General features: G+C 71.6%; 22 protein-coding genes. 10 read left to right on the top strand and 12 right to left on the bottom strand.

Going from position 1 to position 20,155, the window contains the following annotated elements; translation table 11 throughout:
- Nucleotides 1-9: 9 nt before the first annotated feature.
- A complete protein-coding gene (dapD, locus tag ACEN8D_RS06850; RefSeq protein ID WP_413398999.1) occupies nucleotides 10-978 on the bottom strand; it encodes a 2,3,4,5-tetrahydropyridine-2,6-dicarboxylate N-succinyltransferase in 969 nt (322 codons plus the stop codon).
- Between the two features lie 89 nt (nucleotides 979-1,067).
- Here dapD and dapE point away from each other — a divergent pair, with 89 nt between their 5' ends.
- Nucleotides 1,068-2,150, top strand: a complete 1,083-nt coding sequence (dapE, locus tag ACEN8D_RS06845; protein ID WP_413399000.1) for a succinyl-diaminopimelate desuccinylase — start codon at nucleotides 1,068-1,070, stop codon at nucleotides 2,148-2,150.
- The gene (locus ACEN8D_RS06840; protein WP_413399001.1) at nucleotides 2,135-3,379 is read left to right on the top strand and encodes a putative hexosyltransferase; all 1,245 of its coding nucleotides are present in this window, start codon (nucleotides 2,135-2,137) and stop codon (nucleotides 3,377-3,379) included. The genes dapE and ACEN8D_RS06840 overlap by 16 nt, the downstream gene beginning before the upstream one ends.
- Here ACEN8D_RS06840 and ACEN8D_RS06835 read toward each other — a convergent pair.
- A complete protein-coding gene (locus ACEN8D_RS06835; protein WP_413399002.1) occupies nucleotides 3,358-4,506 on the bottom strand; it encodes an AI-2E family transporter in 1,149 nt (382 codons plus the stop codon). The two genes, ACEN8D_RS06840 and ACEN8D_RS06835, sit on opposite strands and share 22 nt — an antisense overlap.
- A gap of 127 nt (nucleotides 4,507-4,633) precedes the next feature.
- Here ACEN8D_RS06835 and ACEN8D_RS06830 point away from each other — a divergent pair, with 127 nt between their 5' ends.
- The 4 genes from ACEN8D_RS06830 (at nucleotide 4,634) to ACEN8D_RS06815 (ending at nucleotide 6,756) form a co-directional block, all read left to right on the top strand.
- Nucleotides 4,634-4,804: a DUF3117 domain-containing protein gene (locus ACEN8D_RS06830; RefSeq protein WP_017887054.1), complete on the top strand. Its 171-nt coding sequence runs from the start codon at nucleotides 4,634-4,636 to the stop codon at nucleotides 4,802-4,804.
- A 134-nt stretch (nucleotides 4,805-4,938) separates the two neighbouring features.
- A complete protein-coding gene (locus tag ACEN8D_RS06825) occupies nucleotides 4,939-5,667 on the top strand; it encodes an AAA family ATPase (RefSeq protein ID WP_413399003.1) in 729 nt (242 codons plus the stop codon).
- Nucleotides 5,668-5,707: 40 nt separating this feature from the next.
- Entirely contained in the window at nucleotides 5,708-6,205 is a 498-nt protein-coding gene (locus ACEN8D_RS06820; protein WP_070416698.1) for a helix-turn-helix domain-containing protein, read from the top strand.
- Between the two features lie 2 nt (nucleotides 6,206-6,207).
- Nucleotides 6,208-6,756 carry a PIN domain-containing protein gene (locus tag ACEN8D_RS06815; protein ID WP_070416697.1) on the top strand — a complete coding sequence of 183 codons (549 nt, stop codon included), beginning with the start codon at nucleotides 6,208-6,210 and terminating at the stop codon, nucleotides 6,754-6,756.
- On the opposite strand, the gene ACEN8D_RS06810 is transcribed toward ACEN8D_RS06815, so the two are convergent.
- Nucleotides 6,757-7,389, bottom strand: a complete 633-nt coding sequence (locus ACEN8D_RS06810; RefSeq protein ID WP_413399004.1) for an O-methyltransferase — start codon at nucleotides 7,387-7,389, stop codon at nucleotides 6,757-6,759.
- A gap of 64 nt (nucleotides 7,390-7,453) precedes the next feature.
- Between ACEN8D_RS06810 and ACEN8D_RS06805 the strand changes: the two genes are divergently transcribed.
- Nucleotides 7,454-7,822 (top strand): twin-arginine translocase TatA/TatE family subunit, encoded by a 369-nt coding sequence (locus ACEN8D_RS06805; RefSeq protein ID WP_070416695.1) that lies wholly within the window; start codon nucleotides 7,454-7,456, stop codon nucleotides 7,820-7,822.
- Between the two features lie 80 nt (nucleotides 7,823-7,902).
- Here the strand turns inward: ACEN8D_RS06805 and ACEN8D_RS06800 are convergent, their stop codons facing one another.
- The 5 genes from ACEN8D_RS06800 to ACEN8D_RS06780 form a co-directional block, all read right to left on the bottom strand.
- Nucleotides 7,903-9,099, bottom strand: coding sequence for a carbohydrate-binding protein (locus tag ACEN8D_RS06800; RefSeq protein ID WP_413399336.1), 1,197 nt, complete (start codon nucleotides 9,097-9,099; stop codon nucleotides 7,903-7,905).
- Nucleotides 9,100-9,346: 247 nt separating this feature from the next.
- Entirely contained in the window at nucleotides 9,347-10,195 is an 849-nt protein-coding gene (locus ACEN8D_RS06795) for a class I SAM-dependent methyltransferase (protein ID WP_413461744.1), read from the bottom strand.
- A gap of 10 nt (nucleotides 10,196-10,205) precedes the next feature.
- The gene (locus ACEN8D_RS06790; RefSeq protein ID WP_413399338.1) at nucleotides 10,206-11,366 is read right to left on the bottom strand and encodes an Mrp/NBP35 family ATP-binding protein; all 1,161 of its coding nucleotides are present in this window, start codon (nucleotides 11,364-11,366) and stop codon (nucleotides 10,206-10,208) included.
- Entirely contained in the window at nucleotides 11,359-11,856 is a 498-nt protein-coding gene (locus ACEN8D_RS06785) for a DUF1003 domain-containing protein (protein WP_070416691.1), read from the bottom strand. The genes ACEN8D_RS06790 and ACEN8D_RS06785 overlap by 8 nt, the downstream gene beginning before the upstream one ends.
- Nucleotides 11,857-11,908: 52 nt before the next feature.
- Entirely contained in the window at nucleotides 11,909-13,228 is a 1,320-nt protein-coding gene (locus tag ACEN8D_RS06780; RefSeq protein ID WP_070416690.1) for a magnesium transporter MgtE N-terminal domain-containing protein, read from the bottom strand.
- A 104-nt stretch (nucleotides 13,229-13,332) separates the two neighbouring features.
- Here ACEN8D_RS06780 and ACEN8D_RS06775 point away from each other — a divergent pair, with 104 nt between their 5' ends.
- On the top strand, nucleotides 13,333-14,292 hold the full coding sequence (locus tag ACEN8D_RS06775) for a YflT domain-containing protein (protein ID WP_495601210.1): 960 nt from the start codon (nucleotides 13,333-13,335) through the stop codon (nucleotides 14,290-14,292).
- Between the two features lie 225 nt (nucleotides 14,293-14,517).
- Here the strand turns inward: ACEN8D_RS06775 and ACEN8D_RS06770 are convergent, their stop codons facing one another.
- Nucleotides 14,518-15,006, bottom strand: a complete 489-nt coding sequence (locus ACEN8D_RS06770; protein ID WP_092384196.1) for a GNAT family N-acetyltransferase — start codon at nucleotides 15,004-15,006, stop codon at nucleotides 14,518-14,520.
- A 9-nt stretch (nucleotides 15,007-15,015) separates the two neighbouring features.
- Complete coding sequence (locus ACEN8D_RS06765) at nucleotides 15,016-16,500, bottom strand: aminopeptidase P family protein (protein ID WP_071302018.1); 1,485 nt, start codon at nucleotides 16,498-16,500, stop codon at nucleotides 15,016-15,018.
- A 70-nt stretch (nucleotides 16,501-16,570) separates the two neighbouring features.
- On the opposite strand from ACEN8D_RS06765, the gene ACEN8D_RS06760 reads away from it, so the two are divergent.
- Nucleotides 16,571-17,443 (top strand): PHP domain-containing protein, encoded by an 873-nt coding sequence (locus ACEN8D_RS06760; RefSeq protein ID WP_083403228.1) that lies wholly within the window; start codon nucleotides 16,571-16,573, stop codon nucleotides 17,441-17,443.
- A gap of 82 nt (nucleotides 17,444-17,525) precedes the next feature.
- Here the strand turns inward: ACEN8D_RS06760 and ACEN8D_RS06755 are convergent, their stop codons facing one another.
- Nucleotides 17,526-19,040, bottom strand: coding sequence for a DEAD/DEAH box helicase (locus ACEN8D_RS06755; RefSeq protein ID WP_495601209.1), 1,515 nt, complete (start codon nucleotides 19,038-19,040; stop codon nucleotides 17,526-17,528).
- Between the two features lie 82 nt (nucleotides 19,041-19,122).
- Here ACEN8D_RS06755 and ACEN8D_RS06750 point away from each other — a divergent pair, with 82 nt between their 5' ends.
- The gene (locus ACEN8D_RS06750) at nucleotides 19,123-19,839 is read left to right on the top strand and encodes a ferritin-like fold-containing protein (RefSeq protein ID WP_070416686.1); all 717 of its coding nucleotides are present in this window, start codon (nucleotides 19,123-19,125) and stop codon (nucleotides 19,837-19,839) included.
- Nucleotides 19,840-19,858: 19 nt separating this feature from the next.
- Here ACEN8D_RS06750 and ACEN8D_RS06745 read toward each other — a convergent pair whose 3' ends face one another.
- Entirely contained in the window at nucleotides 19,859-20,155 is a 297-nt protein-coding gene (locus ACEN8D_RS06745) for a hypothetical protein (protein ID WP_070416685.1), read from the bottom strand.

The raw sequence follows: 20,155 nt of genomic DNA, 5'->3' as shown, positions 1-20,155 counted from the left end.
ACGGACCGCCTACGCGTGCAGCGCGGTGTTGAGCTGGATGCCCTGCCCCTGGCGCTGCAGTGCCTCCACCGCGCCGGAGACCGAGTTGCGGCGGAACAGGATGTTGGGCGTCCCGGAGAGCTCGGCGGCCTTGACCGTCTTCGGGGTGCCGTCCGGGTTCGGGGCCGCGCCGACGAGGACGACCTTCGTGCCGGCCGTCACGTACAGCCCGGCCTCGACCACGGAGTCGTCGCCGAGCGAGATGCCGAGACCGGCGTTCGCACCGAGCAGCGCGCGCTCCCCGAGGGAGACGCGGTGGGTGCCGCCGCCGGACAGCGTGCCCATGATCGAGGCGCCGCCGCCGATGTCCGTGCCGTTCCCGACGACGACGCCCTGCGAGACACGGCCCTCGATCATCGCGTCGCCGAGGGTGCCGGCGTTGAAGTTCACGAAGCCCTCGTGCATCACCGTCGTGCCGGGAGCGAGGTGGGCGCCGAGCCGGACCCGGTTCGCGTCGGCGATGCGCACGCGGTCCGGCACGACGTAGTCGACCAGCCGGGGGAACTTGTCGATCGCGTGCACGGCGATGCCGGCGCGCTGCAGGCCGGGGCGGAGGCGGGTCAGGTCGTCGGGGTGCACCGGGCCCGCGTTCGTCCACGCGACGATCGGCAGGTGCGCGAAGACGCCCTCGAGGTTGACCTCGTTCGGCGCCACGTGCAGGTGGCTGAGGAGGTGCAGGCGGAGGTACGCGTCCGGCGTGCTCGCAGGTGCGGCGTCGATCGTGACCTCGGTCGTGACCGCCTCGATCGTGACACCGCGGCGCGGGTCGTCGCCGACGTGTGCGCGCAGGTCGGCGGGGAACACGGCGTCGGCGGGCAGCGCGCCGACGAACGTCTCCGGGTACCAGGTGTCGAGCGTCGTGCCGTCGGCGGCGATCGTCGCGAGGCCGTGGCCCCAGGCGTGGGTCGGGCGGGCGGTGGCAGCGGTCGTGTCGGTCACAGGACCAGGGTACCCAGCGAGGGGAGGGGGCCACCCGTCCGTCCGGACGGCTCCGCCGGGCTGCAAGGGTCGGCCGGTAGGCTTCCCGCATGCCGGAGCCGTTCGACCTCACCGCCTCGTCCATCGACATCACCCGTGCCATCTGCGACATCGAGTCGGTGTCGGGTGACGAAGGGCCGCTCGCCGACGCGATCGAGGCCGCCCTGACGCCGCTGCCCCACCTCGAGGTGATCCGCGACGGCGACGCGATCATGGCACGGACGAACCTCGGTCGTGACCGCCGCGTGGTCATCGCGGGGCACATCGACACCGTGCCGCTCAACGGCAACCTGCCGACCGAGTTCCGGACGGCCGAGGACGGCACCGAGATCCTCTGGGGCCGCGGCACCGTGGACATGAAGGCCGGTTGCGCAGTCCAGCTCAAGCTCGCGTACGACCTCGCCGAGCCGAACGTCGACGTCACCTGGGTCTTCTACGACCACGAAGAGGTAAGCGACGCGCTGAACGGCCTCGGACGCCTGGCACGGACGCGTCCCGAGCTCCTCGCGGGCGACTTCGCGATCCTCGGCGAGCCCTCCGGTGCGCAGATCGAGGGTGGGTGCAACGGCAACCTCCGGGCCGAGGTCCGCGCCTCCGGCAAGCGCTCGCACAGCGCCCGGAGCTGGATCGGCGACAACGCGATCCACAAGGCCGCGCCGATCCTGGCCACGCTCGCCGCCTACGAGCCGCGCACGGTCACGGTCGACGGACTCGACTACCGCGAAGGCCTCAACGCCGTCGGCATCACGGGCGGCATCGCCGGCAACGTCATCCCCGACGAGGTCATGGTGCACGTCAACTACCGCTTCGCCCCGTCGCGCAGCGCGGACGAGGCCGTCGCCCACATCCGCGAGCTCTTCGACGGCTACGACGTGCAGATCGTCGACCTCGCCGCCGGTGCCCGACCCGGACTCGACGCCCCGCTGGCGCAGGACTTCGTCGCCGCCGTCGGCGGTCCCGCGCCCCGCCCGAAGTACGGGTGGACCGACGTCGCACGCTTCTCGGCGCTCGGTGTCCCCGCGGTCAACTACGGACCCGGCGAGCCGGTCTTCGCCCACCACGACGACGAGCAGGTCCCCGTCGACCAGATCACCGCGGTCGAGCACGGTCTGCGTCGGTGGCTGACGGCCTGACCACGGCCGGGTCCACCCGGCTGAGCCCCGCCCGCGCCCGGTGGCACGCCCGCTACCGGGTCGTGCCGTGGTGGGTGCGGATCACGGTCGTGTACGTGCTCGCGCGGATCGTCACGGGTACGATGCTCGCCGCGTTCGCGAGCGTGCAGGCGGCGAACTCGTTCACGGTGCAGCACCCCGGCCTGCTGTCGTTCTCGTCGATCTGGGACGGCGCCTGGTACCGGGTGATCGCCGCGTCCGGGTACCCCTCGACGCTGCCGATCGACGCCGCGGGACACGTGACCGAGAACGCGTGGGCGTTCATGCCCGCCTACCCCTTTGTGGTGCGGGGCCTGATGGCGCTGACGGGCGCGTCCTTCGAGTTCGTCGCCGTGTCCGTCTCGCTCCTGTTCGGCTGGGGAGCGGCGCTCGTGTTCCGACGGCTGATGGGTCGGTTCCTCGACCCGGCCCGAGCGACCTTCGCGACCGTGCTGTTCTGCGTCGCACCCGTCTCGGCTATGTTCCAGGTCGCGTACGCCGAGTCGATGGGCCTGTTCCTGCTCCTCGTCGCGCTGCTGCTCATGGTGGACCGCCGCTGGTGGTCGATGCTCCCGGTCGTCCTGCTGCTCGGGATGACCCGGCCGACCGGGCTGGCCTTCGCGCTGCTGATCGTGCTGTTCCTCGCCGCGTGGTTCGTCCGCCCGTCGTGGGTCCGCGCGTCGTCGCCGCTCACCGTGCAGCGGTTCGTCCCACCCGCGGTGGTCGCGGTCCTGTCCGGGATCGTCGGGCTGGCGTGGCCGGCGATCGCCTGGGCGGTGACCGGGGTGCCCCGGGCGTACACGGACACCGAACTGGCGTGGCGGTCGTCGTACATCGGGTGGCGGGAGCTCGTCCCGTTCGCGCCGTGGGTGCAGGGCTTCGGGTGGTGGTTCGGGCAGCCGGCCGGCGCGATCCTGCTCGCCGTCGTGGCGGTCGGGTTCGCCGCGTTCGTGGCCCTGCCGGCCGCGCGGCGGATCGGGCCCGAGCTGCGACTCTGGGGCGTCGCCTACCTGGTGTACCTGCTGGCCGTGTTCTTCCCGCAGTCGAGCACCTGGCGCATCCTGCTGCCGATCGCCCCGCTGCTCGGGATCGTCGCGCTGCCGCGGTCACGGGTGTACCGGGTGGCGGTCGTGGTGGTCTGCATCGCGCTGCAGTGGGTGTGGATGTACTACTGCTGGTGGATCGACGGCTACGACTGGACCCCGCCGTGATCGACGTCGGCCTCGCGGTCCTCGGCGCCCCGCGCCACCGCCTCGGGGTCGGCTGACGCCGCCGCGTGGATCATCGCGTTCGCGGTCGCGATGAACGGCACCGCGAAGAACGCCCCGACGACGCCGGCGATCGTCGTGCCCGCGGTGACGCCGAGCACGACACCGAGCGGGTGCACACGCACGGCCGACCCGGTGAGGAACGGGTGCAGGACGTGGCTCTCGAGCTGCTGCACGGCGATCACGATGCCGAGCATGACCAGCGCGGGCACCCAGCCGTTGAACACGAGCGCGACGAGCACCGCGACGACGCCCGCGACGATCGCGCCGACCACCGGCACGAAGGCGCCGAAGAACACGATGACGCCGATCGGGATCGCGAGCGGCACCTGCAGCGCGAGGGCGCCGATCACGATGCCGAGCGCGTCCGTCACCGCGACGACGAGCTGGACGCGGATGAAGCTCGTCAGCGTCTTCCAGCCGGCGTGCCCGGCGACGTCGATGCGACCGCGCGCCCGGCGGGGGAAGAGCCGCACCACCCACGACCAGATGCGCGGGCCGTCGACGAGCACGAAGATCGTCGTGAACACCACGATGAAGAGGCCCTCGAGCAGGTGCACGAGCCCGCTCCCGGCCTCGGCCGCACCCGAGGCGATCGACGACGCGTGGGTCTGCAGGAACTTCGTGCCGTCGGACAGCCACTTCGTGACCTGCGACGCCGTGATGCCGAACGGCTCGGTGGCCAGCAGGCTCTGCAGGGACTGCACGTTGTGGTCGAGACGGTGCTCGAGCGACGGCAGGTCGTACCGGATCTGCGCCGTGACGACCAGCGCGAGGACGCCGATGACGATCACGACGGCGAGGAAGCACGACAGCACCGCGAGCCACTTCGGCCAGCGGTGGCGCTGCAGGAACAGCGAGAACGGCGCGAGCAGGGCGCACACGATGAGGCCGATCAGGAACGGCACCACGATGTCCTGCAGCAGGACCACGAGCGCGACGACGACGGCGAGGGCGGCGACGACGACGAGCATCCGCCACGAGAACGCCCCCGCGACGCGCATGCCAGCGGGGACGGCCTCGACGGCGGGGTCGAGCGGTTGACGGCGCTTGGAGCGGATGTACGGCACACGCCAAGGTGACCACTCGGAACCGCGAGAACGTCGCGATCCACGGCCCCCAACCTGGGCGGTTTCGCAGTTCCCCCATCGATACGAGATAATGGGGGTGCATGTACTGCACGAAAGGGGACATCTGATGGCAGCCATGAAGCCGAGGACCGGTGACGGGCCGATGGAGGCTGTTAAGGAGGGTCGACTCATCATCGTGCGGGTTCCGCTCGAAGGTGGAGGCCGCCTGGTCGTCTCGGTCAACGATGCCGAGGCCAAGGAACTCCACGACGCACTCGCCGAGGTCGTCTCGGCCTAGTACGTCGACGCACCAGAACGGAGGGCCCGGAGCGCGTACGCTCCGGGCCCTCCGTCCGTCCGCACGTCCGTCCGCCCGCCCTCCGTCCGCACCGCCCGACGCTGATGTCGGCGTGGCACGGCAGGATGGGCTCCGTGCCGAGGACCCACCTGCCGATCCGTCGCGTCGAGGAGTACTGCGACCCCGACCCGATGCCCCGCGACGTCTGGCCCGCCACCCTCGCCCCCGTCCGGCAGCTCCTCGACGAGGGGCTCGACCTCGACCCCGTCACGGTGTTCGTCGGGGAGAACGGCGTCGGCAAGTCCACCATCGTCGAGGCCATCGCGCTGCAGTTCGGCATGGGGCCGGAGGGCGGCGGCACCGGATCGCAGCACTCGACCCGCGCCTCCGAGTCCGACCTGTGCGAACACATCGCCATCCGCCGCGACTTCGGGGCGCCCCGCGGCGGGTTCTTCCTCCGCGCGGAGACCATGCACGGGTTCTTCACCTACCTCGAGGAACACCCGAACCTGTCTCGGCCCGAGCCGGTCTTCCACGAGCGCAGCCACGGCGAGTCCTTCCTCGACTTCGTGATCGACCGTGCGCGGTGGCCAGGGTTGTGGATCCTCGACGAACCCGAGTCCGCGCTGTCGTTCTCCGGCTGCCTGGCACTCATCGGCCTGCTGCAGTCGATCGTCGAGAGCGGCGTCGGGCAGGTGCTCATGTCGACGCACTCACCGGTGCTCGCAGCCTTCCCCGGCGCGACGATCCACGAGGTCGGCGAGTGGGGTCTGCGGCGCACGGAGTGGGCCGACCTCGACCGCGTCCGGCACCAGCGGTCGTTCCTCGAGTGCCCGGAGCGCTACCTGCGCCACCTCGGCTGAGACCGGTGGACTTTCGGTTCTTTCGATTAGGATCGGTGTCATGTCGACCGCTACCGATCTGCCTGACCGCCGGGCCACGTCGAGAACGTACTTCCCGACTGATGACCGCGAGGACATCGCCGGACTCGCTCAGCTCCTGCGGGAGATCGAGCAGGCAGCTCGTGACGAGCAGCTCGCCGAGCTCCGCGCACCCGACGGACGTGTCCGGAAGATCCCGACCGAGATCTTCGAGGTGCTCGAACAGGTCGCGGACGCGCTCGCGCAGGGCAGCGGCGTCACGGTCGCTCGGAACGACACCCAGATGACCACGCAGCAAGCCGCTGACTTCCTGGGGGTCTCGCGCCCGACCCTGGTCAAGTACCTCGAGGACGGCAGCATCGCGTTCGAGAAGCGCGGCCGCCACCGCCGGGTACTCCTCCGTGACCTCGTCGACTTCCAGGAGCAGTTCCGGACGCGGCGCCGCACGGCACTCCGGCGAGCTGCTCGTGACGGGCAGGCCCTCGAACGTGCGCGGGGCGATCGGCCGGCGGCTGACTGATCGTGGCGTTCCCGGTCTTCTTCGACGCCTGCGCGATCTACGGGATCACGCTCTCGGATGTCCTCCTCCGGCTCGCCGACGAGGGAGCCTTCCGCCCGTTGTGGTCCGAGGAGGTCCTCGACGAGGTTCGCCGGAACGCAGTCGCCGGCGGGATCTCCGCGGAGGGCATCGACCGGCGGCTGGACATGATGCGAACGTACTTCCCGGACGCGCTCGTGACCGGACACGGCGACCTCATCGATGGCCTGAGCTGCGATCCGAAGGACCGCCACGTGTTGGCGGCAGCGATCCGCGCGAAGGCCGACGTGCTCGTGACCTTCAACGTCCGCGACTTCCCGGCCGGATCGCTCGAAGGGTTCGACGTCGAGGTGGTGCACCCCGACGCATTCCTGCTCGACCAGCTCGACCTGTTCCCGGGCATGATCACCAGGGTGCTCCGGGAACTCAGCGAGGACTACGTCGCGCCTCCGCAGAGTGTGGACGACGTCCTCGGCACGCTGCGGCGAGCGGGAGTGCCGCGGTTCACCGACGAGGTGCGCAGGTACCTCTGACTACGCGGAGACCTTCGTCATCTGCAGCAGTCCGTCTCCGGCGGGGGAGAGCGCGCTGATGACCGCACCCGACGTCGACACCTCGGTGAGCAGCAGCCGGAAGTCGGTCGTCGCCCGGTCCCGCTTCACCGGGTCGGCCACCCGGCCCCGCCAGAGCGCGTGTGGCACGAGGACGGTCCCGCCGAGCCGAGCGAGCCGCAGTCCGTGCTCCACGTACTCGATGACGTGCTCCGGGTCGGCGTCGACGAGGACGATGTCGTACGAGGCTTCGTTCATACGCGGCAGCACCTGGTTCGCCCGACCCGGGATGAGTCGGATCCGGGCGGGGGCGGTGCCCGCGGCGATGTACGCGTCACGGGCGTACTTCTGGTGGTCGACCTCGATGTCGATCGTGGTGAGCGTGGCGGACGGTGCGCCGCCGAGCAGGTACAGCCCGGACACCCCCAGGCCGGTGCCGATCTCGATCATGCTCGTGGCGCGCGAGGCGGCCGCGACGACCCCGATCTGTGCGCCGATGGCGGGGGAGATCGCCTCGACCCCGAGTTCGAGGGAGTGCTCCCTGGCTCGGGCGATCACCTCGGACTCCGAGACGATGTCCTCGGCGAACTTCCAGTTCGACTCTTTCTCTGACACGCACACTCCGTTCGGGTGACAACTCTACGGGTGCTCCGGGGTGTGGACGGGTTACGCTCGTACCGTGTTCGACGGCTTCGAGAAGTTCCTGGTGATCGGGATCATCGGCGTCCTCCTGCTCGGTCCGCAGCGACTCCCGCAGTACGCCCAGAAGCTCGCCGAGTTCGTCAAGGCCGTCCGTCGCTTCGCCGACACCGCGAAGGACCGGATGCGCGACGAGATGGGCCCCGAGTTCGACGAGGTCGACTGGCAGAAGCTCGACCCGCGGCAGTACGACCCGCGCCGGATCATCCGCGATGCGCTGCTCGACTCCGGCAGCAGCGCCGCTGCGGTGCAGACCGCGCAGGTGACCGCGTCGAAGGTGCGCGCGACGGCACCCGTGGTGCCGCTCGCCGTCGGCGAGGCCGCACCGTTCGACGCCGAAGCGACCTGACGCGACGTCACGTGAGCCGATGACGGACTGGAGGCGCGGTGCCAGCTGGCACCGCGCCTCCAGTCCCTTGGTGGTGGCGACTACTGCAGGTCGGCCAGGAAGCGGTCCGTCCACGCGAGGGCCGGCGCGCTCGGGACCGAGCTGCAGGTGGACATCGCCGTCGTCGAGGAGCACGGGGTGTCACGGTCGAGGGACCAGTAGTGGACCCCGGCGAGCCCGTTCGCCTTCGCGTAGGCGGACAGCGTGTCGACGTCGGCGAGGGTGAAGACCTCGTCGGAGGCGTCGTTCACGCCGATCATCGGGGTGACCTCGATCTTCGACGGTGCGATGCCGTACGTGTGCTCGAGGTTCGTGACGGCCTGGATCGAGGACTTGCCCATCTCGCAGGTCGATCCGGACAGGACGCAGTTCGCGGTCGTCGCGCGGCCGAAGTCCATCGTCATGAGGTTGACGGTGTAGTTCGTCAGGCTCGACGCCTTGATGGCCTTGACCGTGACGTCACCGGTGCTGTTCAGGCCGCCGAAGCTCCCGTCGCTGGCGGCCAGGGTCGCCAGCGTGAACGAGAACCGCATCCCCGGGTACTTCGACTGCGCGAGCGCTGCGGCTTTGACGAGGTTCTGCACGTCGGCGGCGGACTGCCCGCTCTCGATGTCGAAGTCGACGCCGATCATGTGCGGGGTGGCGTACCGGGCGATGAAGCTCTGCAGCGCCGTACCCGAGCACTTGAACGAGCCCGCCGCGCCGCCGGTGCTCACGACGTAGTCCACGCCCGCGGCGTCGAGCTTCGGGATGTTGGCGCTCGCGAACGCGTCCGCGGCGACACCGCCCCAGTTCTCGCTGCCGCAGGTACCGGTGGCGAAGGCGAGGGTGATCGCCTTGAGACCCGGCTCCCGGGTGGACACCAGGCTGTTGCTCGACCCGACGAGCGGGATGCGCGTGCCGGTGACGGCGGTGTTCATCACGTTCGTGTTCCAGTCGAGGTTCACGGTGACGTCCTTGTACGGGCTGAAGACCATGCCCTTCGCCGTCCCGCCGCCGGTGCCCGGGGTGGTGGTGCCGCCGCCCGGGGTGGTCGTACCGCCGTCGCCGGTGCCGGCGCAGGCTCCCGTGGACGTCCAGGGCTGGCCGCTGCCGGTCGCGCCGGAGTGGGTCGCCGGGTCGTCTCCCTGCGTCCACCAGTTCGCGGTGTAGTTCGTCCCGCTCTCGCTCACCGTCGCGCCGCCGCTGTACGCGGTGCCCGCGCTCCACGCGGAGGCGCACGCCGGTGTGGCCGCCATGGCCGGTCCTGCTGCGACGGACCCGCCCGCCAGTGCAGCCGCGAGGGCCGCGACGAGTCCGATCCTGAGTCTGGTCCTGCTGTTCACACGGTTCTCCTGTCCTCGGTCCGGCGGCGTTGCCGGACACGGGTGGAGCCCCTGCGGACCCGATTCCGCAGGAGCATTGTGGAATACCCCTGCATATTGCTCCGCGGTGGAACGACCTGTCCATGAAAGGACGTACAGGCAGCGTCGATCGGCTGGCGGATCAGTCCTTCGACGCGACGATCGTGAAGGTCGTGGGGAGGCGGTCGCGGTCCTCGCCGGGCCACTCCCACGAGCCGTCCCCGGTGTCGACCATGCGCGGGCTGAACCGCCACGGCAGCGTCCGACCCTCGTCGAGCCGGCGCAGCCGGAGCCCGGCGCCGAGCAGGGCGTTCACGATCTCCGACAGCGGGTGCGGCCACTCGTAGGTGCGGGTGTTCGACACCGTGCCGTCGCCCGCGTAGGTGCCGGCGTCGTCCCACTGCTGGGCGGAGCCGTCCGCGAAGTACCGGTAGCGGGTGACGAGCCCGTCGGCGTCCTCGTCGAGTGCGTACAGCGCGGGGTGGCCGTCGCGGATGAAGAACACGCCGCCCGGTCGCAGGAGTGCCGCGACCTGGGCGGCCCACCGGTCGAGGTCGTCGAGCCAGCAGATCGTCCCGATGCTCGTGTAGACGACGTCGAAGTCGCCCACCACCGCGGCCCGGGCGTCGAGGACGTCCGTCTCGACCCAGGTCACGTCGAGGCCGAGGCGCGCCGACAGCCCGGCGGCCGAGGCGAGCGCCGCGGGGGAGAAGTCGACGCCGGTGACGCGGGCTCCCTCACGCGCGAGCGAGACCGTGTCCGTGCCGATGTGGCACTGCAGGTGGCAGAGGTCGAGGCCGGCGAGGGCGCCGTCCGGCAGCCACGGTCGCAGTGCGGGCAGGTCGTCGCGGACGACGGTCGAGCGGTGGTCCGGGTCGGTCAGGGCGTCGATCTCGTAGGCGCCCTCGTGGATGGGCACCCGGTCGTCCCAGTTCGCGCGGTTGGTGTCGCGGGCCTGCTCCCAGTCGACGCTGACGTGATCAGTGCTCATGCACTCGACCCTACGACAGCGTCAGCCCGAGCTTCCGGCCCGACAGGCCCCGTCCCATCGTGCCGATGCGGTCCGCGATCGCCGCCAGCGCCACCGCCGCTGGGTCCTCGGGATCGCCGAGCACCACCGGGACGCCGGCGTCGCCGCCCTCGCGGAGCGGCACGGACAGCGGCACGCTGCCGAGCACCGGGACGGCGGACTCCTGGTCGCGGGAGAGCCGGCGGGCGGTCTCGGCGCCACCGCCCTCGCCGAAGAGGTGCAGCACGGACCCGTCGGGCTGCACCAGGCCCGCCATGTTCTCGACGACGCCGATCACCCGCTGCCCGGTCTGACGGGCGACGATCCCGCTCCGTTCGGCCACGTCGGCAGCGGCCGCCTGGGGCGTGGTGACGACCAGGACCTCGGCGTGGGGGAGCAGCTGGCCGACCGAGATCGCCACGTCACCGGTGCCGGGCGGCAGGTCGAGCAGGAGCACGTCGAGGTCGCCGAAGTACACGTCGGTGAGGAACTGCGAGACGGTGCGGTGCAGCATCGGACCGCGCCAGGACACCGCGGTCGAGACGTCGTCCACGAACATGCCGATCGAGACGACCTTCACGTCGTGCGCGACCGGCGGCAGGATCATGCTGTCGACCCGGGTCGGGCGAGGGGCCACGCCCGAGGCGTCGGTGAGCCCCATCAGCCCGGGGACACTGAAACCGTGCACGTCGACGTCCACGATGCCCACGCGCTGCCCGCGGGCCGCGAGGGCGGCGGCGAGGTTCACGGTGACCGTCGACTTGCCGACGCCGCCCTTGCCGCTCGTCACCGCGATCACCCGGGTGAGCGAGTCCGGGGTGAACTGCACGCCTCGGGGTCTCCCCGCGCGGAGGCGTTCGGTGAGTGCGGCGCGCGTCGCCGGGGCCATCACGGACACGTCGACCGCCACGCTGGAGACGCCGTCCACGGAACCGGCGGCCGCACGTACGTCGCGCTCGATGGTGTCGGCGGCCGGGCACCCGACGATCGTGAGCTGCAGGTCGACGCGCACCGCGCCTCCTGGCTGCACGTCGACACCACGGATCATGTCGAGCTCCGTGACGGGCCGGCGGATCTCGGGGTCGATCACGCGGCCGAGCGCTGCGAGGACCGCGCTGCCCAGCTGCTCGTCCGACCGGCCGCCGTCAGCCACGGGCCGTCGTGCCGGACTCGTCGGCGAAGCCGGCGTCCTCGGCGTCGCGCCGGTCGAGTTCCTCGAGCAGCGAGCGGATCTCGGCGCGGATGAAGTCCTTCGACGCCATGTCCCGCATCGCCAGGCGGAGCGCCACGACCTCGCGGGCGAGGTACTCGGTGTCGGCGAGGTTCCGCTCGGCGCGCTGCCGGTCCTGCTCGAACTGCACGCGGTCGCGGTCGTCCTGCCGGTTCTGGGCGAGCAGGATGAGCGGTGCCGCGTACGACGCCTGCAGGGACAGCACGAGCGTCAGGGCCGTGAAGCCGATCGCCGCGGAGTCGAACTGCCAGGGCTTCGGGGCGAGCGTGTTGTAGCCCATCCAGACGACGCAGAACAGGGTCAGGCCGACGAGGAACCACGGCGTTCCCATCGCACGCGCGATGCCCTCGGTCGCGCGACCGAAGGCGTCACCGCGACCTCGGCGCCGGGTGGGCAGGACGCGGGTGCGCATGCCCTTGGGAGAGTCGAGTCGAGCATCGGTCCGCTCGCGATCGCGGCGGTCGTCATCCGTTCGGGCCACGGGTGGTCCTCCTTCCCGTCGTCACGGGCGTCCTGCGTGGGCGTTGGCGCGGAAGCGGTGAGGGTTCCCCCTCGCCCTGACTTCGCCAGTCGTCCGGCAGGACGTGGTCGAGGACATCGTCGATCGTCACCACCCCGACGAGGCGGTGGGCATCGTCGACCACGGGGACGGACAGCAGGTTGTAGGTCGCCATGATGCGCGTGACCTCGGCCGCGCTCGCGTCGACGCGGACCGGGTCGGTCTGCTGGTCGATGAGCGTGCCGAGTCGTTCGTTCGGCGGGTAGCGGAGCATCCGCTGGAAGTGCACGAGGCCGAGGAACCGGCCGGTCGGCGGCTCGTACGGTGGCAGCGTCACGCAGACGGCGGCACCGAGCACCGGCGCGAGTTCGTGGCGGCGGACGAGCGCGAGCCCCTCGGCGACGGTGGCGTCGGCGGAGACGATCACCGGTTCGGTCGTCATGAGACCACCGGCGGTGTCTGGCTCGTACTCGAGAAGCATGCGGACGTCCTGCGCCTCTTCCGGCTCCATGAGCTGGAGGAGGGCCTCGCTGCGCTCGTCGGAGAACTGGGCGAGGACGTCGGCCGCGTCGTCCGGCTGCATGTGGTCGAGCACGTCGGCCGCACGGGAGTCGACGAGGCGGGTGAGGATCTCGATCCGCTGCTGGTCGGGCATCTCCTCGAGCACGTCGGCGAGCCGGTCGTCGGGGAGTTCCTCGGCGACCTCGAACCGCCGTTCCTCCGGCAGGTCGAGCAGCGTCGACGCCAGATCGGCCGGCAGCAGGTCGGAGTAGGCGGCGATCACGTGTTCGGCGGACTGGGCCTCGCCGGGGAGCTCGTCCTCGGTGACCTCGTTCCAGGTCGCGAACGTCGTCGGGCCCTTGCCGAACGGGGACGGCGTGGTCTTCGGCTTGCGGAGGAAGAGCTGCGACACCTCCCAGTCGCCCTGCCCGCGGTCCTCGATCGCGACGTCCTCGATGGTGGCGCGGATGCGCTCCTTCTTGATGAGGACCTTGCGGCCGAGCATCTCCGCGATCACCCGGACCTCGCCACCGCGCTGCTCGAAGCGGCGCATGTTCACGAGGCCGGTCGTGATGACCTGCCCGGCACCGATCGAGGTGATGCGGCCGATGCTCACGAAGATCCGGCGCTTGCCCGGGACCTCGACGATCAGACCGACGACGTGCGGCGGATCGGCCCGGCGGTACACCACCAGGACGTCCCGGACGCGGCCGACGCGGTCTCCCGCGGGGTCGAAGACGGAGCACCCGGCGAGGCGGGCGACGAAGACCTTCGTGGCGCTCACCCGACCCAGCGTAGTCGGTGCGTCTGGCCGGATCCGCCGTGGCGGTCGGCGGCTTCCCTGAGAGTGCACGTGCGATTGCAAGGTGTGCGGTGAATGATGGCTGTGTGAGCAATCAGAGCCCGTTCGGCGGCCGGACCGCCCAGGCCTTCCCGACGCTGCCCAAGGGCGACGTCCTCGGCACCTACGACAGCTACCCCGACGCCCAGCGCGTGGTGGCGAAGCTCGCCGAGGCCGACTTCCCGGTCAACCAGCTCTCGATCGTCGGCAACGACCTGAAGACCGTCGAGCGCGTCACCGGCAAGATGACGTACGGCCGTGCGGCGATCGCCGGCGCGCTGTCCGGCCTCTGGCTCGGCATCTTCTTCGGCATCGTGCTGACGCTCTTCTCGCCGAGTGCCGGTGGCCTCATCCTCGCCGCCGCCATCATCGGTGCCGCGTTCGGCATGCTCTACGGCATCGTCTCGTTCGCGATCACGAAGCGGCAGCGGGACTTCACGAGCGTGCACCAGGTCCTCGCGACGAACTACCAGATCGTCGTCGAGCCGCAGCTCGTGGGTCAGGCACGTCGGATCCTCGGTGACGCCGGGCTCGCGCCCACCACGCACTGGAACCCCGGTACGCCGGGTGCACCGGGACCGCAGAGCGGCCCGGGGGCCGGGTTCCAGGGGCAGCCGCCGCAGCAGCCGTGGCGTCCGGGTCCCGGTTCCGGCTCGGGTGCTCCCGGCTCCGGCGGGCAGTCGGCCGGGTCCGGCGGCGGGTGGGGCGCCGGTCAGCAGGGATCGCCGTACGGCGGGCACGCCACACCGCACCACCAGCCAGGAGGCGCGCAGCAGCCCGGCACGCCGCCATCCGGCGCGCAGACGGGGACGCCGCGCTACGGCACGAACGAGGGGCCGCGCTACGGGGAGACCCCGGCGACCGCTCCCGCGCCGGCAGCGCCCGCGTCCGCCCAGCAGCCGCGTGCGGAGGAGCCGCCGCGCTACGGGGAACGGGTGACCGGGGCGACGCCGCCGGCGCCGAGCTCCGCCGAGTCCGCTCCGTCGAAGGACGACGAGTCGCGCTGAGTCGCCGCCGGCGGCCGCCGAGCTCGGTGCCGAGGGCGAGGTCGGCGCCGAGGTCCGGTCGAGGTCGCACGACGCGGTCGGGGTCGGCGCCGAGGTCGCACGACGCGCCGCTCACGTCCGCCGAGGTCGCACGAACGGCCGCTCCCCGTCGCGGGGAGCGGCCGTTTCCGCGACCTCGGCGGCGGCCGTCCCGGCGTGTGGCCCGGCGCCCGCTCGGGGCCCGGGCTAGAGGACCTTCGAGTAGCAGATCGAGGTCGGGACTCCGACGTACGGCCCGAAGTTCGCGATGCGCGTGAACCCCTCGCGCTCGTAGAACCCGATCGCACGCTTCTGCTCGTTCCCGGTCTCCAGCACGAGCGCCGGCGAACCGAGGTCGAGCGCAGCGTCCTCCAACCGACGCAGCAGCGCCGCCGCGACACCGGCACCCCGGGACTCCGGCCGGACGTACATCCGCTTGATCTCGGTGATGCCGTCCTGCACGACCCGCAGCCCGCCGCAGCCGAGCGGCGTGCCGTCGTCGTCCCGCGCGAGGAAGAACACCGCGATGGAGTCCGCCGTCGGCTTGTCGCCGGGTTCGGTGTCGCCGCCGTACGCACGGTCGATCTCCAGGCGCTGGGCGGCGCGGAGCCGCTGGGCGTCGGGTGAGTCGAAGTGCTCGACGTCGATCGAGAACGCGCTCTCGCTGGGGCTGGGGGAGACCTCCGGTGTCGTCACCCGCTCAGGCTAGCGGCCGGAGCGGGCGATCCACCCCTCCACTTCCGAGGGGGTCCGGGGGATGCCGACGGACAGGTTCTCGGCGCCGTCCTCGGTCACGAGGATGTCGTCCTCGATGCGGACGCCGATGCCGCGGAACTCCTCGGGCACGGTGAGGTCGTCCTGCTGGAAGTACAGGCCGGGCTCGATCGTGAAGACCATGCCGGCCTGCACGGTGCCGTCGATGTACATCTCACGCCGGGCCTTCGCGCAGTCGTGCACGTCGAGGCCGAGGTGGTGGCTCGTGCCGTGCACCATGTAGCGACGGTGGAACTGGTTGTCCTGCTGGAGCGATTCTTCGGCGCTGCCGGGCAGGAAGCCCCACTCGGCGGTCTTGCGGGCGATGACCTCCATCGCGGTGGCGTGCACCTGACGGAAGGTGATGCCGGGCTTCACGATGGCGAAGGCTGCGTCCGCCGCTTCGAGCACGGCTTCGTACACGAGGCGCTGCACGTCGGTGAAGGTGCCGCTGACCGGGAGCGTGCGGGTGATGTCGGCCGTGTAGAACGAGTCGACCTCGACCCCGGCGTCGATGAGGATCAGGTCGCCCGGCTCGACGGCGCCGTCGTTGCGGGTCCAGTGCAGGATGCAGGCGTGGTGGCCGGAGGCGGCGATCGTGTCGTAGCCCACGGTGTTGCCGTCGGCACGGGCACGGCGGTTGAACGTGCCCTCGACGATGCGCTCGCCGCGGGGGTGCGCCAGGACCGCGTCGAAGTCGGCGATGACGTCGTCGAACCCGGCCTTGGTCGCGTTCACGGCCTTGCGGAGCTCGTTGACCTCGTACGCGTCCTTCACGAGGCGCAGCTCGGAGAGGTCACGGGCGAGGGCGTCGTCCGTCGCGGGCACGCCGTCGGCCTCGGGCGCGCCGCCGACGGCGCTGCCGATCCGGTCGTCGAGCCCACGGGTGAGGTCGGTGTCGGCGTCGCGCACGACGAGGGCCGAGGCGTCGAGCCCGGCGCGCACGGCGTCGAACGCGCCGAGGTCGGCCGTCGCGAGACCGAGGTCCGCCGCGACCTCGTCCAGCGAGGGGCGCGGGCCGACCCAGAACTCCCCGATCTCGGGGTTGGCGTAGAACTCCTCGGAGTCGCGGCCGGCGGTCGCGCGGAAGTACAGCGTGGCGTCGTGCCCGGAGCCGTTCGGCGTCATGACGAGCACGGAGCCGACGACGGTGTCGGTGCCCCAGCCGGTCAGGTGCGCGAACGCGGAGTGCGGGCGGAACGGGTAGTCGCAGTCGTTCGACCGCACCTTGGCCTGGCCGGCCGGCACGACGATCGTCCGGCCCGGGTGCAGCTCGGAGAGCTTCGCGCGGCGTTCGGCAGCGAAGGCGGCCTGCTCGCGGGGCTCGGGCAGCGGACGGTCACGATCGGCCCACTGCGAGCCGATGTAGTCCTTGAACGTCGAGGATCCGGGGGTGGTGGAACGGTTGCTCGTCGCGCGGGGCGTGGTGTCGGACATGCACCCATCATCGCACCGCCGGTCGCTCCGCGGCCTGTGCGCCCGCTCACCTGTGGATAGCATTGTCGACGTGCCCGATCCGTTCATCGACCTGCACGCGCACTCGAGCGTCTCCGACGGCACCGAGCGACCCGCGGACCTCGTCCGGGCGGCAGCAGCCGCCGGACTGGACGCCGTCGCGCTGACGGACCACGACACGACCGCGGGGTGGGACGAGGCCACGGCGACCGTCCGCGACCTGCCGGTCACGCTCCTCCCGGGTCTCGAACTGAGCACCCGCGTCGGCTACCGCAGCGTGCACGTGCTCGGCTACCTGGTCGACCCCGCCGACCCGGCGCTCGTCGCCGAGACCGAACGGATCCGCGACGGACGCCTCGCGCGGGCCCGCCGGATGGTCGACCGCATCGGCCGCGACCACCCGATCACCTGGGACGACGTGCTCGCGCAGTCCCGCGACGGGGCCACGATCGGCCGCCCGCACATCGCCGACGCCCTCGTCGCCCGCGGGCTCGAGGCGGACCGCAGCGCGGCGTTCCGGGGGATCCTGCACCCGGCCTCCGGGTACTACGAGCCGCACGAGGCACCGTCCCCGCTCCGGGGCGTCGAACTCATCCGACAGGCCGGCGGCGTGCCCGTCATCGCCCATCCCGCCGCGTCGTCGCGGGGGATCGTGATCGACGAGCCGATGCTCCGCGAACTGGTCGAGGCCGGGCTCGGCGGGCTCGAGGTCGACCACCGCGAGAACCTCGCGCACGGCAAGCGCACCCTGCTCGACTGGGCCACGCGGTACGGCCTGTTCGTCACCGGGTCGAGTGATTACCACGGCACGGGCAAGCCGAACCGGCTGGGCGAGCACCGCACGGCGTTGGCGGCGTTCGACGCCATCCGCTCCGAGGCGACCGGCAGCGCGCCCGTGGTCGGCGCGGGCTCCCGCCTGGCCTGACCAGCGCGGCCGCTCCGCCAGGTGGGGACGACGAAGGGCCCGTCGCGTCGGCGACGGACCCTTCGGTGACGGCCTGGAGGCGCTACTCGCCGTCCGACGACCCCTGCGGCGCTGAGGCGGTCGCCTCGGACGAGCCGCTGCCGCTCCCGCGGCGGCGACGCCGACGACGACGCTTCGCGGCGCCGTCGGTCGAACCGTCGGCCGGTGCGCCCTCGGCACCACCGGACCGGGCCGGGGACTCGGCGTCCGCAGGCTGCGAGGCGGACCGTGCCGCGCCTCCCGAGCCATTGCCGGAACCGGATGCCGGACCCGAGCCGGACCGCGTCCGGGTGCGGGGCGGACGCGAGCCGCTGCGCGGACGGTCGCCCGACTGCTTCTCGGCGGGGCCGCCGGCCGATGCCGCGTGCGCCGAAGCGCCGGGCAGACGGCCCTTGGTGCCGGCCGGGATGTCGAGTTCCTCGAACAGGTGCGGCGACGACGAGTAGGTCTCGACGGGCTCGGGGATGCCGAACTCGAGCGCCTTGTCGATCAGCGTCCACTTGTGCAGGTCGTCCCAGTCGACGAACGTGACCGCGATGCCGGTCTTGCCCGCACGACCGGTGCGCCCGGCACGGTGCAGGTAGGTGTCCGGGTCGTCCGGGATGGTGTGGTTGATCACGTGCGTGACGTCGTCCACGTCGATGCCGCGGGCCGCGACGTCGGTGGCGATCAGCACGTCGCGCTTGCCGGCCTTGAAGGCGGCCATGGCACGCTCGCGCTGCTCCTGGTTGAGGTCGCCGTGCACCGCTGCGGCGTTGAACCCGCGGTCCTTGAGCTCCTCGACGAGCTTCGCGGCGGCACGCTTCGTGCGGGTGAAGATCACGGTCTTGCCGCGCCCCTCGGCCTGCAGGATGCGGGCGATGACCTCGTCCTTGTCGAGCGAGTGCGCGCGGTAGATGAGGTGCTTGATGTTCGCCTGCATCAGACCCTCGTCGGGGTCGGTCGCGCGGATGTGCACCGGGCGGCTCATGAAGCGGCGGGCGAGCGCCACGATCGGCGCGGGCATCGTCGCCGAGAACAGCATCGTGTGCCGCACCTCGGGGATGGCCTGGAAGATGCGCTCGATGTCCGACAGGAACCCGAGGTCGAGCATGCGGTCGGCCTCGTCGAGGACGACCTCCTGCACGTGCGACAGGTCGAGCAGGCGCTGGCGCTGCAGGTCGATCAGGCGCCCGGGGGTGCCGACGACGATCTGGGCGCCGGCCTTGAGCTGCTCGATCTGCCCCTCGTACGCCTTGCCGCCGTAGATCGCCGCGATGGTCGTCGGGCGGTTCGAGGTGGCGAGCTCGAGGTCCTCGGTCACCTGGACCGCGAGTTCGCGGGTCGGCACGACGACGAGGGCCTTGACGCCGGGCGCCGGGTCGGCTCCGAGGCGCTGGATGAGGGGGAGGCCGAAGCCGAAGGTCTTGCCCGTACCCGTCTTGGCCTGGCCGATGATGTCCTGGCCGGTGAGGGCGAGCGGGATCGTCTGCTGCTGGATCGGGAAGGGCTCGAGGATGCCCTTCGTCGCGAGCGCGTCGACGATGTCCTGCTCGATGGAGAGGTCTGCGAAAGTCAAAGAATCACCTTAGTTCTGGTGGAAGTCCCGACCAGTCTACCGGCGGGTCGGGCTCGGTTCTCCAGGCCCCTATGCTGGAGCCGTGGTGTCGTGGTGGAACCGGAAGCGCGCGGCGGAGCTCGCGTCCGCGTGGCTCGCGTCGCGGAACCCGCGGAACGCCTCGCCCGTGGAACGTCTGCAGCTGGACGACGTCAGCCCCGAGCTGGACGTCTACCTGGGCCAGGCGGCGTACCTCGAACTCTCGCTCTACGAGACGATGGGCCGTGCCGGGGCCGGTGCGCCGACCCTGTCCGGCCGGCTCGTCACGGGCGTGCTCGCGACGACGGCGCTCGAGCGGCACCGCGCGATCGTCGCCGAGATCGAACGGACCGGTGGCGACCCGGCTGCGCTGATGGCGCCCCACCGCGAGGCGATCGACCTGTTCCTCGAGCGCACGAGCGGCGCGGACTGGTACGAGTCGATGCTCACGGGCTACGTCACCGCGGGGATCCTCAACGACCTGTTCGGCTCGCTGCTCCGGTCGCTCCCGGCCGAGGTCCGGCAGCGCCTGAAGACCGTGTTCGACGCGCGTGAGGAAGCCGCCGTCGTCGAGGAGCTCACCGAACGCATCGCCGAGGACCCGCAGGTCGGGTCGCGACTGGCGATGTGGGGGCGGCGGCTCGTCGGGGACACGTTGCTCGTGGCCCGGTCGGCGCTCGCGTCGCACGCTCGTGAGGACCAGGAACGGCTCGAGCCGGTCTGGACCGAGCTCATCGCTGCGCACACGCGGCGGATGGACGCGCTCGGCCTGACGGCCTGACGGCCTGACGGACCCCGGGTCAGGCGCCGGAGGCCTTGACGCGCTCGTAGTACGCCGCGTCGGCAGCCGTACGGCGCTTGCCGAGGACCCACTCCGCGACGAGGGCGACCACACCGGCACCGACCAGGGCGACGACCCAGATCCAGGTCGCGTCGTACTGCCAGCCGGCCCAGGTCAGGGCCTCCCACAGCACCGCGGCGACGATACCGCCGACCGCGGGGCCGAGCAGGGAGCCACGGCTCGAGCGCCACGGCAGGACCACGTGCGCGACGGCCCCGAGGATCAGCCCGCCGAGGACCGCGAAGAGCAGCTCCAC

It is taken from the genome of Curtobacterium sp. Curtsp22 (genome assembly GCF_059492135.1).
The sequence above is the reverse complement of the archived record's forward strand: the minus strand, read 5'-3'. Positions and strand labels throughout refer to the sequence as shown.